Here is a 14,934-nt window from a genome sequence, read left to right as displayed (position 1 = left end):
AACCATGAAAACTAAGTATCAAATTATATATACACTGCTCATCTGCCTCACCGGCGCAACCGCGCGGGCACAGGAGCGCTTGCCGCTGGATAGTGTTTTGGCTAAAATAAATGCCAACCCGGCCTTGTTGGCATACGATGCCACGATAGGTGCGCAGGATGCCTACGCCACCGGTGCCAAAAACCTGGATGCGCCAAAAATCAGCGCCGGGCAATATCAAACACCATACCGGCTAAACCCAAATGGAGGGGCCCTGATGATACAGGCCGAGCAAATGTTTACCAACCCCGCCAAGCTGAAAGCAAAAGAGGCTTATATGCAGGGAATGTCTAAAGTAACCGCAGCCGATAAAGGCTATATGAAAAACCAGCTCATGGCGCAGGCCCGGCAATATTATTATGAGCGGGTAGTGCTCGAAAAAAAACTGGACCTGCTGCAAAATACAGAGGGTTTGCTGCAATACATGCTTAAAGACGCCAATATCAGGCTCACCTATGGCAAAGAAAAGCTGCCTAATATCTACAAAGCCAAAGCCGAACTGTTTGAGCTGGATAATACCCGCGAACAACTGAATAATGACATAAACCAACGAAACATTATGCTGAACACGCTGATGAACCGGGAGCGTCAAACCGCTTTTACCGTAGATACAAATGTTATCTACCAGGATTACGAAACCGCTATAGTTGATACCGTTGCATTGGCCGCGCAGCGCAGCGATATAAAAGGAATTAGCCGCAGTATCGAGCTGCAGCAATTGAACGCCCTGGTAGAATACAGCAAGCGTAAACCCGATTTTGGCATCCAGGCGGCGCACATGCAAAGTTATGGCGGGTATGCCAACCAATACGTTTTGATGGCTTCTGTTACGATACCTATTGTTCCATGGGCGTCTAAAGAATATAAAGCCAACCTGAAGGGCATCCGTTATGAGGTGGCAGCATTGCAGCAAAAAAAAGCCGACCTGCTTAACCAGACCCAGGGGCAGTTAGCCGGTTTAAGAACCGATATCGGCAGCAAAAAAAGACAGTTGAACAACTATAACCGGCATATCATTCCCGCACTGCAAAACGCTTATAAAACTGCTTTACAGGCCTACGACCAAAATACGGGCGACCTGCCCACCGTACTGGATGGCATAAAAAGCCTGCAAACAGCCCGTATGGCCGCCCTTGACCGGTTACAGGAACTTTTAACACTACAGGTAGCTTATGAAAGGGAGTATGAAAGCACTAAATAAAATCTTTGCAGTATCGTTGGTGGTTGCATATACGCTGTTGAGCGCCTGCAGCAACCCAAAGCCAGCCCCCGCTACACAAACCCAGGCCAAAAACGATGTGAAATATACCTGCCCCATGCACCCCCAAATTATGGAGGACCATCCCGGCAGTTGCCCCATTTGCGGCATGACCCTGGTGAAAAAAACAGGCCAGGCCAGCGAGGGATCGGGTATCAGCCTGGGTACGGTTTTACAGCCGGTTAACAGCAGCGTTGTTTCGTCGGCAACTGCTATTAAGCCGGTTCAAAAATCAATCGCTACCGAAATTTATGGCGATGGCTACCTTGATTTTGATACCCGCACATTTAATAATATAGCATCCCGGTTTTCGGGCCGGATAGAAAAACTGTATATCAAATATGCTTTCCAGGAAATACATGCCGGGGAGCGCATTTTTGATATTTACAGCCCCGATATGGTTACCGCCCAGCAGGACCTGGTATACCTTACCCACAACCCGCAACCCGAGCCCGAACTGCTCAACGCGGCCCGCCAAAAACTACTGCTGTTGGGCATGACCATGGCGCAGGTAAACCAGGTAGCTAAAACCGGTAAAGCTTTCTACAGCCTACCAGTGTACAGTCCTTATAACGGCCACGTACATGATACGCAGCACAGCCAGATGGCAGGAGCACCCGCCACGGAAACGCCTGTTAATTTTGCGGCTAATCAACCATTAACTATCAAAGAGGGCATGTATGTAACCAAAGGCCAAACCTTGTTTAATGTTGTTAACCCGCACAGCCTGTGGGCTATAGTTAAAATAGACCGGTCATCAGTCTCGGCTTTAAAATTAAACCAGCCGGTTCAATTGCGGCTGCCCGATATACCCGATAAAATCATCAACGGTAAAGTGAATTTTATTGAGCCAACCCAGCAGCAAGGAGATAAAACCACCAGTATCCGGGTTTATGTGGATAATATGGATCATAGCCTTAAAGTAAACAGCCTGGTAAAAGCAAAAATACAAACCGGCCGGGCCGAGGGTTTATGGATACCCAGGGAGGCACTTGTCAGCCTTGGGCAAACACAGGTGGTATGGCTAAAAAAGGGCGCGGCTTACCGTGTCAGCCAGGTTAGTACTGGTCTGGTAAATGGCAATTATATCCAGGTTACCCAGGGCCTGGCCCTTACCGATAGCCTGGCCTCCAACGCGCAATATTTAACCGATAGCGAAAGTTTTATTAAAATACAAGGCCATGAACAGTAACCAGTTTTTAAAATATTCATTTTTGATGCTGCTGGTGCTTAGCCTGTTTGCCGCCTGTAAGCAAAAGCCACCGATACAGGTTGCCAAAACAGCGGTACGGCCCAATGCTTACTACACCTGTTCTATGCATCCGCAGGTGCATGAGGAGCATCCCGGTAATTGCCCCATTTGCGGCATGAAGCTGATTAAGGTTGAGCTTACCGCCGCCGCCAATGCCGCTCATGTAAGCATCAGTCTAACCGCCACGCAGCAGCAGTTAGCCGCCATACAAACAGATACCATCGGCACAAAAAATACCGCTGGCGCAAAAATGCTTACAGGTACGGTAACTACCGACGAAACCGCCGCCCAGGAATTTAGCGCCAGGATTGCCGGACGGGTGCAGCAACTTTTTGTACGTGCCATTGGCGAGCAGGTAACCACGGGCCAGCCGGTTTATTCGCTTTATAGCGAGGATTTGCAGGAGGCCGAAAAAGAATACCTGCTGGCCCGGCAGCAACAAAAAATGCTGCACAACCCCGATGTTGATTATAAACAACTGATTGCCTCGGCCGAAAGCAGACTGCGGTTACGGGGGCTGTCGCAAACACAGATCAATAATTTGGCTGCTTCGGGCAAAGCCGCGGCCACAACAACCATACTGAGCAATGTAAGTGGAACCGTAAGCGAGATAGCGGTACACGAAGGCGATTATGTTACGGAAGGCATGACCGTTTTAAAAACCCAGTCGCTGAATAATTTGTGGGTGGAGGCCCAGTTGTATGCCGGTGAAGGCGGCAGCTATAAAGTAAACGACCAGGTAACCCTATCGTTCCCCGACCTGGACGGGCAAACCATCGACGGCAAAATAGCATTTATCAACCCCGAAATATCAGATGCCTCCAAAGTAAACCTGGTACGCATCAGTGTGCCAAACCCCAATGGCTTAATAAGGCCGGGCATGCTGGCTTACGTAAGCGCGGCTACAGGCAACCATCAATCGCTGGCAGTACCCGCATCGGCCGTTTTAACCGATGGCAAGGGCAGCAAAGTATGGATAAAAAATGCCAACGGCAGTTTTTCGCCCAGGAAGGTTACCGTAGGCCCCGGCAACCGGCAATACGTACCGATACTTTCCGGCCTAAACAATGGCGACGTGGTAATAACAAACGGTGCTTATTTATTGAACAGTGAAGCGGTGTTTAAGAATCTTTAATGTGAACTGCGGGTATACAAAAACACCCGGATGAAATTAAACATCCGGGTGTTGCATATTCACTACTTAGCATGGAATTTACCTATCAGCGGGCCACAAGGCAGGAGCCTTGCGGCAGCGAAAGTACTTACGGTAGCTGGGATGTAAAAACACCCGGATGAAAATTGACATCCGGGTGTTTTGTAAGTCAAAACTTCTCTCTTTCAAATGCTATTGCTTCATGAAAGGGCTTTTTTAGTACTTATCTTGATGAAAATCCAATCTTTCAAAGATACAAGGACAAAAAGAACTAAAAGATTGTTCAGTGATGCTTCATCTGCTATTTGGGTTCTGCTATAGGTCAGGTTATTAAAACAGATCATAACCAAAGTAGAGAGAAACAAACAAAATATATCCAAAGCTAAAAGATATATAACAGTATATTCTTTGAGCATACTTTTCCGAATGATCCTGTAATCAGCCCTGTAACACAATATTGAAAAAAATATTAAACCAGTAAACACATACTGTGCTACCGATATCGAACTTGTATAGCGGACGATTGATAACGATTCCACTAAGAACCGTTGCACAGGAAAATAAGAACGGTCAACGATTATGTAAAAAAAAATGAAAGCTGTGATATGAAATCCATATCTAAGCAGTGTTATTACTAAAAAATTATTTTTGAAACTCTCCATAATTAAATTTAGGTAACTGGCTGGCTGTCGGTATTGTAACAGGAAATATTACTTTATTTTCGGACCACACTTTTTGGCTTACTGTATCATAAATTTGTTCGACTCTCATCGTAAAAATAGAAACCCTAACCTTTTCGCTTCCATAATATTGAACCGCTTTCAATCGACCAGTTATACCATTAAACTGTACCTTTCCATACCACCTTTCAGCGGATACTGATATTGTGACATCCTGATATCGATAAACGAGGTCAAATAAGTAAAGTCCAGCGGCAATACCAAGTGCATCGAATGCAAAGCTACCACTTTTTTGGTATTTACCGTACCCACCAAAACCAGAACCTCCTGCCTTGGTTATTTTACCAATAATAAGTCCGATATCCGCTTGGACCATTTTTGTGGTATTAAGATCTATAGTCCAAGGCGATTTAGTAGTTTCTCTATCACTCATATCAATAGAAGAAAGATTAGTAAACTCTGATCCCTGTACATATTCAGATTCCATAATCCAAGGCATGTACCAAATAGGTTTTTCGTTTATGTATCCTTTGTGTTTATCCGAAAATGTTGACCCATGGCTGCCATCACCTCCACTATATTGGGCATCAGCTTGTCCCATTCCATTTTGCACGGTTTCCTCAATATGCGATGATACATCATGCCATCCCTGATGCGAGCGAATATATTCTTCAGCTAATGCCCCTGTGTAATATTCGTTGCCACCACCCACTGATCCTAAATTTGTATCCATGCCATCCGGATCAGTATTCCTGATCGGGTTATTCTCGACATAATTATATGGCGACCATCTCCTGCTTTTCTCAGCCAGCGGATCCAAATTCGTCCACCTTGCAATTGCCGGGTCATAAAACCTTGCGCCATAATCGTATACATTCAACTCGTCCTGCATCTCTTTGTTATTGTAAAGATACTTATTTCCCGCATTTTGCTGGCGGTGCACGTTTAAGCCAAAAGGGTAATAATCATCTTCGCCAACCTTACCATTTTTTTGATCAAACGTTACCCGGTTATTCCCCAGGTGATCTGTCAATGTATACTCATAGTTCGGCGAAGTCGTCGGGTTAAGCACCCGTCCTTCCTCTGTTTGTACAAAGTCTATTGTTGTTCCGGTGTACTGTATGCCGCTTATGTATTCCGTAACGGTGGTGCCCGATACCTTCCGCAGTTTTTGGCCCGAAGCATCGTAAGTATAGGTCAGGCTTTTTCCCGGAATGGTAGCAGGCAAATTCAGCAGGTTATAGTTGATCGTATTTCCCTGGCCATCGCTGGTTGCATTGCCGTTAACGTCATAGCCGTAATTCCGGGTAACGCTGTTGTTATTGCTGGTAACCCCTTGCAACTGGTTGCCGCTATAAACATAACTGAGTGTGCCGCTATTTGGCCCATAACGGGTTATCCCTTGTATATTGCCGTTCGCATCATACGTAATGTTATTTTCGCTAAATGCCTCTGCCGAATTACCCGCTGTTAACCTGTTCAACTGATCGTAATTGTAGGTAACAAATTTTTGCCCCAGGCTGCCCTTGTTATATAACTGTTCGGCGATGTTGCCATTATACTGCGGGCTCCCGTTATTCGCCGGCACCGGCGTGTTGTAATTAAGCGCCATGCTAAACAGTTTATCCGCGGCAGGGGCCACATTAGGATCGTTAATTTTGGAAAGCCAGCCGCGCTCATTATAAGCATAGCTTGTGTTTTGCAAAAATGATGCTCCGCTATTAGTGCTATGGAGGTGTTTGGTTTTTAATTGTCCTATCTCGTTATAATCTGCCTGGCTTAACAATACCTCCGTTCCGCCGTTAACCTGTTCTTTGGTTTGGGTCTTACGGCCCATATGGTCGTAGTAATATGTGTTGGCTATGGTCAGTACCGGGTTCGCGGTATTAGTAGTGTTATAATGTTTTCGCGTAGTATTGGCTACGGCATTAGTAAAGTCATAACCATTGGTTATCACATCATAATTGTTTACGTTAGGAGTGCCGCCGCCCAGGTAGTGTTGTTTATAAGTTTGGATGTTGCGCCCCAGGTCATCATAATAGCTTACAGCCCAAAGCATGTTGGCGGTGCCCAGTATATTTACTTTACTGCCGGTAAGCAGGCCTGTGGTTTGGCTGCTGGCCCCCGATGGCATGGTATTAAACACCGCGGGCAGCCCGGTGATATTACTAAAACTGTAATCATCATAATAATTTATGCTCAGGAAACTGTTAATGGCGGGATAGCTGCTGATGGCCGGATCATTGCTGATGACATATCCTATATTAACATCAGTTTTATCGCGGGTGTCCCATTGAACGGCAGCATAAATACTGGCCTGCAAAGTAGATTGCGCTATAACTGCGCCTGCATTCCACAATCCGGTCATTACTACCCTGCCTAAAGCGTCATACTTGGTTACTGTCCATTGGTTGGTTAACCGCTGCATAGCATTCTGGGTGAGTACCGGCTGGTCCAGTTTGTTATATACAACGTATTCCCAGCCCTTGCCAGGCAGTTTTTTTTGAATTAACCGGTTTTGCTCGTCGTAATTGTACTGGTAGCAAAGGTTATCAAGCGTAGTTTGTACAGGCGATACATTATCGGCATTGCTCATAGGCGGCAGTACAAAGGCAAGCTGTCCAAAATCATCATAAACATAATAAGTAGATAAAAACTGCAATACACCCCCCTTGTAATTAAAGGTTCGTTTCAGCACAACATGCCCCGCATTGTCTTTATATTCTTCTGTAGTGCCGCCCCGGCCGCTTTTCCAGTTTTCATCCTTTAAAACAGTTACAGACAACTGATTGGCCAAATAAGTAGCACCATTATTATTGAACAGTGTGCGGCTATGATCAGTGTTAACGGTTGCTGTATAGAGTAGTACCAGCATACTGTTAGCCGTATCACTTAAGGGAAGATAATTGTTGAACGTATAGGTTATTTTTTTGGTATGCCCGGTAGTATTACCGGCTACCGGTTGCCAGTCGCTACCCGGAGCACCCTGTTCTGTTGCCCGGTTCAATGGCGATGGTTCAAAGTTGGTTACTGCAAAAGGTTTGGGGTTATAAACTATGCCGTTGCTTTGCTGGGCGCCCGAAGCTGCAGTACTACCCGTAGGGTAATAAAAACTCAATACCCCGGCACCCGCAGTAAGGGCATCTGTTTTGTAGCCGCCATCAGTTGTAGTTGCCGCGTAGGGCAGGTATTTGTTTACTTCCCGGCCAAAAATGTCATATGCAAAAGGCTGCACAACATCTTTGTCTAAAGGAGAACCTTTAATCTGGATGTTTTGCAGCTGACGGCCCAACCCGTCAAAGTATTGAACTGTTTGCATCAGCTCGCAGGTACTCCGGTTAGCTAAACCGGCAACCGTGGTAATGCCGCCAATGCGCGGTACGGAGGTTAGTATATAATTTTTATTGGCGCTTAAAGCCGTGGTTTGCGGTACGCAATCGGGGTTAACGATATATAAGCTAAGGCTGCTTCCGCTGCCGGCTGCAAAGCTAAAAACAGGATTAAGCGTAATACTGGTATTGCTGTAATAGGAACCAGCTGTTGGTGTACCCGTCATGGGAGTGTTTACATAGGTTTGGGCTTTTGCGCCTATAGCAGGCAGCAAAAGGCCTAAAGCTAAAAGTACCAGCCTTAGCTTTGATTTTATAGTGATATGGAAAATGGCCATATGATAATGGTTTAAGGTTAATGCTGTGATTTAGTTCCTTGGTAACCTGTCGTTTTAATATATCCCGACATTTCTTTCAGCCCCGGTGCCGTTGCTAATATTTACATTTGTAAAATTGGCGTTGCTGCCAACAACGGCTGTTCTTCCACCCACATAAAAATTATGGGTAGTACTTGAATTAATGGTAGAAAGCGATACATTATAAGTTCCGGCAGGTAATACCAATGAAGAAGAACCCGGAGGGCATACATAACTCCTGTTATACCCGGTACCAGCAGAAAAATTTATTCCTGTCGAAAAATTTATTCCAATAGAATCTGATGTTGAATTACTAAATGTAACCGTTATCGGATCGGCGCATACGCAATTGGCATTGGCATAATTTTGCCCGTTGGCATTAACATCGTTTTGAGCCTGGTTGTCAGCATCGGCTTGCGAAATAAGTGAACTATAAGCTTGGGCCGGCACAACATAATATACTTGTCCCGGTGTTGCGCCGGCAGTACAGTTATTCCTTGTAAAAAGTACGGATAAAGCCGAATTGAAATATTTCACGACGCAAGTTCCGTTCGTATTGGCATATGCCTGGCCATATGAATACGCCGACTGTCCGTTGGCGTACATATCACTCACAACCTGTGCATCGGCATCTGCCTGGGATATTAAAGACGTGTACTTGCCGGCAGGAACTGTATAGGTTACCGCAGGGCCGGATACATAATTTCCCATGGGGCAATCATTCTTTAAAAAGCTTGCAGACTGCGAAGTACTTAAAAAAGGCGTGGTATAATGATAGGTATAGTTTTTAACGATATTACTATTCTGATCTTTAACGTTTACAAGTCGTGTAAATTCGTCGTATTCAAAATAGCTGCTTTTATAATTGGCATCTGTTGTACTCTCAACTCCAACCCCTTTGTAATAATTAGCGGTTATCATTTGTGCGCTTTGCGGACTTAACGCCACCTGGTCAACTAAATTACCATTGGTGTTAATGGTTACGCCAGTAATTCCGGTTAGGGCCCATTTGTATAGGCTCCAATTACTATTAATAGCAGTGCTTATGCCATTTACCGTTACAGAACCGCTTCCTTTTGCCCATAAGCTTACATTATAGTTACCGGACAATAAACCGCTTTTGGTGATAGAGCCGCTATAGCTTTTTGAGCCCGATTTACCTGAAGATGATGAAATACCGCTTAACGGGTAAGTCCAGTTACCTAAATCGTCCGTTTCAAACCCAGAGTAGGCAATGTTACTGAATGATGCGTTATCAGCTTTAGCCAAGGTATTTCCCGATTTATCTAAAATAATGGCTGATTTAATACCTCCCGGGTTTTCAAATTCGACCAGACGGCTCTTGTCATCATAAGTATTACAAGTTAAAACAGGTTGAAAATTATGATCTGCTGGCAATAAAACAGCGCCCGAGAATGAAATCGGTGTTAATAAGGGTCGTATTAACCGCGCGGTGTAAATTTTAAGAGGCCTGACAACACCGCTGTTTAGCGTTTGGTACTCTGTTACATTAGCTTGTGTCAGGTAACTACCTTCAGGTCTGGTTAGCCAAGATTCTGTTAACACCGGTTGATTAATTATGTTGTTGGTGACAAGTGTAGATAATGAGCCGCCCAGATTATAATCAAAAGGATAATAAAAATATTTTTTTACCGTATTGCCATCTGAATTTAACTGCGACGATGTACGAAGCATAAAATAATTGGCATCATAGGTGTTTTGCGTAAGCACTTCATTTGGCGTAACTGCACCGGTTGATGTGTAATTATATTCATGAGTAGCCCTCAGTTCCGCGCGCCCAACTATCGGATAGTAATTGCGATAAGTAAATATGTTACCTGAAAATGGGGCATTTACATCAGCCGGTGTAAAGTTGATTTTAGCATCCATTGATACATACAGCGATCTGTAATTATCGTCAATTTTTTGTTGTTGAAATACGTTATACTCATTTACAACCTGCCTGGTCATGGGCCCAGCCGAAGAAAAATAAGTTGTTTTTAATGGCAAGCCAACGGCCCAATTAGGCCTGTCTACCGGGCGGTAGGGATAATAGTCATTAGGATCCCAGGGGGTAGCGTAACTTAAGTCCGAATATTCATAAACAATCTTGCCATTACTGGAGCTGCCGTTTTGAAGCCATTCTTCAACCCGACGATATCCAGCAAAACTTCCATCTATACTGGACAGAGGGTTTGCTGGCTGTTCAAAATTATAGGTAGTGGTATTTGCCAAATGTGGGTTGGAAGGCCATCCGCCATCGTCATAATATGTGGATGCTACAAAGGTAAACAGTGGCGTTTCTCCTAAAAAACCGGAAGAAAGCCCATCTGTCTCCACATACTTATATTGTTTTACAATATCATTTTGTGAGCTTATTCCGTCATGCAGGGTACGTTTACTTATGCGTAATCCGGCAACGATAACATTTCCGCTTGTTCCGCGTTTATTGTTAAGTTCGTATTCAAACTCTTCTGACCCTCCTGTTGGGTAAACAATTCTTTTTATTATCCCTAATTTTGCATAATTCAAATCCGGACTTCTGTCTGCAGCAGGTCCCCATTGGGTTGCTACCATATAAGGGGTAGCATTTGTTTTACCATTATAATAGCCCCAATAATCATAACCGTTAGATACGGAGAATTCATTTAAGTTTTGATCTAAAAAATAATCAAAAGCATATATTGTTTGATGACTATTATTACTGCCGACTATATCAACCGTATTTAAATAATCGTTAAATCTTGTACCATCCTCGGGCCTTGCATTGCTATATTCAAAACGCCCTGGATGATTCTCACTAATACTCCAATGCTTGTAATTTAAAGCGTAAGTTTTAATTACTTCCTGTTGGGGGTTAAGAATTTCGACCGACTTTAATAATGGATCAAAGGCTGTCAGACTGGTGCCATCTAAAAAATATTTAAAGTTTATTTTGCTTTGGTCCGAAAAAGTGATGCTTTGAATATCAACTTCTTTTGCCCCGGGGCCCCCGGAACCCGATAGATCCCCCCAGGGTAAATCGGATCTTTTAACATATATGCCATTTCCAGATGCACCATGCCATATATCCCGTTGTATATATTGATAGGTTATGGTTTCTTCGGTAAAGGGGGCTGCTACTTTAGTTAGTAACCAGGATGAGGGGTACTCTTTATTGTAGTACTCGCCCTCGGGAGTTATGCCGGAGGTCCCTTCCTTTGTTAATTCAACCTGGTTAAAATAATATTTAATACCAGCTTCATCAATTATCAAAAATGAACCCAATTTAAATTCGGGAATTGTGCTGTTTGTAAAGTCTGGTATGATCTTTATTTTACTATCAGTAACTACTACAATCTGCTTGTCTTTCCCGATATAAAACTTACCCGATTTTCCCGGGATATTAAACTCAAAAATATCGTGTTGCGAGTCGGCGGTTCCGTTTGTATAATCAAATGTCGGATCACTGGGTGTTATCCTTTGAGCCCCGTCGGGTTTATAAGTTACCCCGCCGTTATATAAAACGCCGTTATACCTAATAGGGATGGTTCCATTATCTGAATTTGGGCCTGCCTGGTAATCATCAGGAATTCCCCTGGTATGCCTGATAATAACTCCACCTGCATGAAGCAACCAACCTTTGCCTACAATGCCGGGTTCATTGTCTTTTTTTAGCCCACCGCCGCCCGTATAAGTAAGCCCCATATTAAAGCTTAAAATAGACATTTTCTTTTCGTACAGCGGCAAATTAATGTTTGCCATACCCGTAAAATTATTCATCGGGATATTGTCGATCTTACTAAATGCAAACGCGTTAGGGGAGTGGGTACTAAAATTCCGGGTATAATCAGATTGAGCCTGGAGGGCTCCCACTATAAAAGAGGTGAAGAATAATACCAGCAATAAACGGTAAAACATAGTTGTTAGGTTTAAAGTGTGTGAAAAGGTTTTATTGTGATAAAAATCATTTTGGTAATTACAATGGTTGTATTCATTAAATCAATACATTGTCAAGAATTATTGCTAACGGTTAATTGGTTTTAATTTTTGATAGCAGACATGACTTTATTTGATTTTATTGACAAGCAACTCCATTTTCTTGTTTAACTGATCAATTTGTTCCTGCTGTATTTTTAGTTTTGTCTCAAGAGTATAATTATTTTGCTCCTGTGCTTTCACCTCTTTATCCTTCTCAATCAAATACAAAGTCAATTCCTCCACTTTTTTAAGCAGCAGCTTATTCATCTCGCCCAGGTTAATGCCATCTTTCTCAACTTGCTGCGCTGATGGAATTTCGGGCAGGTGGTGGTTTTGGTCGATATAGGTTTTTACCTCTGTTAGGGATGGTAAACGGTAGTCTTTATTAAACACATAATCGGCCCAATCGGCGTAAAGTTTAACGGTTACTGCTGTGGCTATTATACCGCCGTTTACACCAAGTTTATAGCCTTTGGTATCGGCAGTACCGATGCCCACATTCCCGCTGCCCGAAATAACAAGCTTATCTGATACGGTTCCTGCGTTATTGGTAGCAAAGCGCAACGAAGTAGTTGAAGTAGCATTTACAGCGCTTTCTCTGAACGAGTATATCTGTGCCCCCAAAGCATCGGGCGAAGGGGTTACGGGTGTGTAAAAATTTATGGCCGCGCCTTCGCCGGCCAGTTCATCGCTGTTATTTCCCCTGATTTCTAAACGCAACATCTCGGTAACAGCGCCCGGTGTCATCAGCTTACTTACATGCAAAGGTGCAGCAGGGGTTGTTGTGCCAATACCCACGTTGCCATTGTATAACCATGACATCACTTGCTGATCGGGGGCGCCATTTGTATTACTCGCTCCATTCACAAACAGATCTAATTTGCTACCCGATAGGCTTGGTCCGCCATGTCCTATCCTGAATTCAGCGCTTTCATTATAAGAATAATCAGAAGTTCCATTTCTCATAAGTTTAAATACAGATTTCGTTGGTGCAACAACTCCACCAGGTTTACTGTCCGATGATTCGAAAATCTGTAAGTTACTTGTAGGGTTGGTTGTACCAATGCCCACATTACCGGCCCCGGTGATCCGCATCCGCTCGGCGTTGACGCCGTCGGACCCTGCCAAATTGAACAGGAGTGCTCCCGGTACAATGCCGCTTGATGGAGCGCCATTGGCTACAAGGACAATCTGGCCCGAGCGTTGAAACGAGGTGCCATCATGTCCATAAAAGTCAAGCCAGCCAAGATAATCTCCACTAATCGTTGCAAGTGGTGCAGTTGCCGTGCCCCGGGCCCGTCCGAAATACAGGTGCGATCCCTGCCACCCGGTGTTGTTGAAAGATTCAATACCAAAATCGGCATACGAACCGCTGTTGGTACTTCGTGTAGTAGTATTATATATATGAAATGGGTAAGCAGGGGTGGTTGTACCAATGCCAACCGTATTAGTAATAGTGGTTGGGGTACCGGTTGTAGTCCATTGGGCATAAGAAAAATGGCAACCGAAAAGCATTATTGCGAGTGATAATAGATTTTTTTTCATTTTTTATTTGTTTAGGGGGTTAATTTATTTCGAGTTATTTTTTTCCAATTCACTTACCCGGGCCTGTAGTGCTTGTAGCAGCTTGTTTTTTTCAGTGTCCTGTTTATCCTTCTCAATCAAATACAAAGTCAACTCCTCCACCTTTTTAAGCAGCAGCCTATTCATCTCACCCACATTAACGCCGTCTTTTTCGATTTGCTGTGCTGACGGGATTTCGGGCAGGTGCTGGTTTTGGTCGATGTAGGTTTTTACATCGGTTAGGGAAGGCAGGGTGTAGTCTTTTTTGAAAACGTAATCGGGCCATCCGGTTGTTTGAACGGCTATGGCCTTTGCGTATGTGGTGCCGTTAGCATCAACGCGAAAAGTGATGTTATTCTTGATGTCAATATCCGTCAGCGTACGGGTAGTGGTACCGACTGAAGGTATCGGAGCTAAATATAAAGTCCCGGCAACATCAGAGTAAATTACACCACCGCCGTTGTGGCTACCGTCTCCTTCAATCGTCCAGTTTGCAGAATTACCGCGCCCTATACGCGCAGCGTTAAAGCCGATATAAGCCGTGCCATAATGCAAATCGCCGCCCGGGCAGCCCCCCGCAGAAAACTTGTAAGGGCCGCTATTAACCTGGAAAGTAGAAATAGGGGCTGGAGCAGCGACACCTACATTGCCGCCCGAACTGATCCGCATCCGCTCGGCATTGACGCCATCCGAGCCTACAGTTGTAAACAGGAATGCCCCAGGAACAATGCCGCTTGCAGGGGTTCCGTCAACCTTAAAAATAAGCTGTCCTGCACGTTGCGCCGTAGTGCCGTCATGACCATAAAAATCAAGAAGACTAAGGTAATCTCCGTTTTGTACTACCAAAGGAGCAGCTAAAGTGCCGCGGGAGCGCCCGAAATACAAGCGTGAGCCCACCAAGTTATTGTTGTACGAATCGAGGCCGAAATCAACAGAGCCCCCACTATTTGTACTTCGGGCTGTAGTATTGTATAAATGAAATGGGTATGAAGGAGCAGTAGTACCTATACCCACGGTATTAGTAATAGTTGTGAGGCTACCAGTTGTTGTCCACTGAGCATGGGCAAAAACAGAAACCAAAAGAAGTGCGATAGTGATAAAGATTGATTTTTTCATAATTAAAAAAGGGGATAATATCGAATGATAAGTTGATTTAATGATTTAAACAGGCACAGCCAGGGCGTGAATTAACAAGGATAATTCATGCTGACAATGCGGTAATTCCGGATAAATACAGTTGGTGAAAACATGCGAGATACGGGGCTTTTGAAGCCGGGTAGTACTTTAATCGCAATGGATTTAGTGGGTGTCGTCATTTTGATAAGGTTGTTAGGCGGTACTAAA

General features: G+C 44.2%; 7 protein-coding genes. 3 read left to right on the top strand and 4 right to left on the bottom strand.

Features of this window, described 5'->3' with window-relative positions:
• Positions 1-4: 4 nt before the first annotated feature.
• Genes PQ469_RS18995 through PQ469_RS18985 form a run of 3 tightly spaced genes read left to right on the top strand, consistent with a single transcriptional unit; the run spans position 5 to position 3,684 of the window.
• On the top strand, positions 5-1,240 hold the full coding sequence (locus PQ469_RS18995; RefSeq protein WP_274209098.1) for a TolC family protein: 1,236 nt from the start codon (positions 5-7) through the stop codon (positions 1,238-1,240).
• Positions 1,224-2,489 (top strand): heavy metal-binding domain-containing protein, encoded by a 1,266-nt coding sequence (locus PQ469_RS18990; RefSeq protein ID WP_274209097.1) that lies wholly within the window; start codon positions 1,224-1,226, stop codon positions 2,487-2,489. Before PQ469_RS18995 ends, PQ469_RS18990 begins: the two co-directional genes overlap by 17 nt.
• A complete protein-coding gene (locus PQ469_RS18985; RefSeq protein WP_274209096.1) occupies positions 2,479-3,684 on the top strand; it encodes an efflux RND transporter periplasmic adaptor subunit in 1,206 nt (401 codons plus the stop codon). Before PQ469_RS18990 ends, PQ469_RS18985 begins: the two co-directional genes overlap by 11 nt.
• A gap of 660 nt (positions 3,685-4,344) precedes the next feature.
• Here PQ469_RS18985 and PQ469_RS18980 read toward each other — a convergent pair.
• From PQ469_RS18980 to PQ469_RS18965, 4 genes are all read right to left on the bottom strand, one after another.
• Positions 4,345-8,049: a DUF6443 domain-containing protein gene (locus tag PQ469_RS18980; protein ID WP_274209095.1), complete on the bottom strand. Its 3,705-nt coding sequence runs from the start codon at positions 8,047-8,049 to the stop codon at positions 4,345-4,347.
• Between the two features lie 54 nt (positions 8,050-8,103).
• Positions 8,104-11,967: a DUF5977 domain-containing protein gene (locus PQ469_RS18975; protein ID WP_274209094.1), complete on the bottom strand. Its 3,864-nt coding sequence runs from the start codon at positions 11,965-11,967 to the stop codon at positions 8,104-8,106.
• A 147-nt stretch (positions 11,968-12,114) separates the two neighbouring features.
• Complete coding sequence (locus PQ469_RS18970) at positions 12,115-13,572, bottom strand: prefoldin domain-containing protein (RefSeq protein ID WP_274209093.1); 1,458 nt, start codon at positions 13,570-13,572, stop codon at positions 12,115-12,117.
• A 24-nt stretch (positions 13,573-13,596) separates the two neighbouring features.
• The gene (locus PQ469_RS18965) at positions 13,597-14,706 is read right to left on the bottom strand and encodes a hypothetical protein (RefSeq protein ID WP_274209092.1); all 1,110 of its coding nucleotides are present in this window, start codon (positions 14,704-14,706) and stop codon (positions 13,597-13,599) included.
• Positions 14,707-14,934 lie beyond the last annotated feature (228 nt).

It is taken from the genome of Mucilaginibacter sp. KACC 22773 (assembly GCF_028736215.1).
In the GTDB taxonomy this organism is placed as follows: domain Bacteria; phylum Bacteroidota; class Bacteroidia; order Sphingobacteriales; family Sphingobacteriaceae; genus Mucilaginibacter.
Note: the sequence above shows the minus strand (reverse complement) of the source record. Positions and strands in the feature narration are given on the sequence as shown.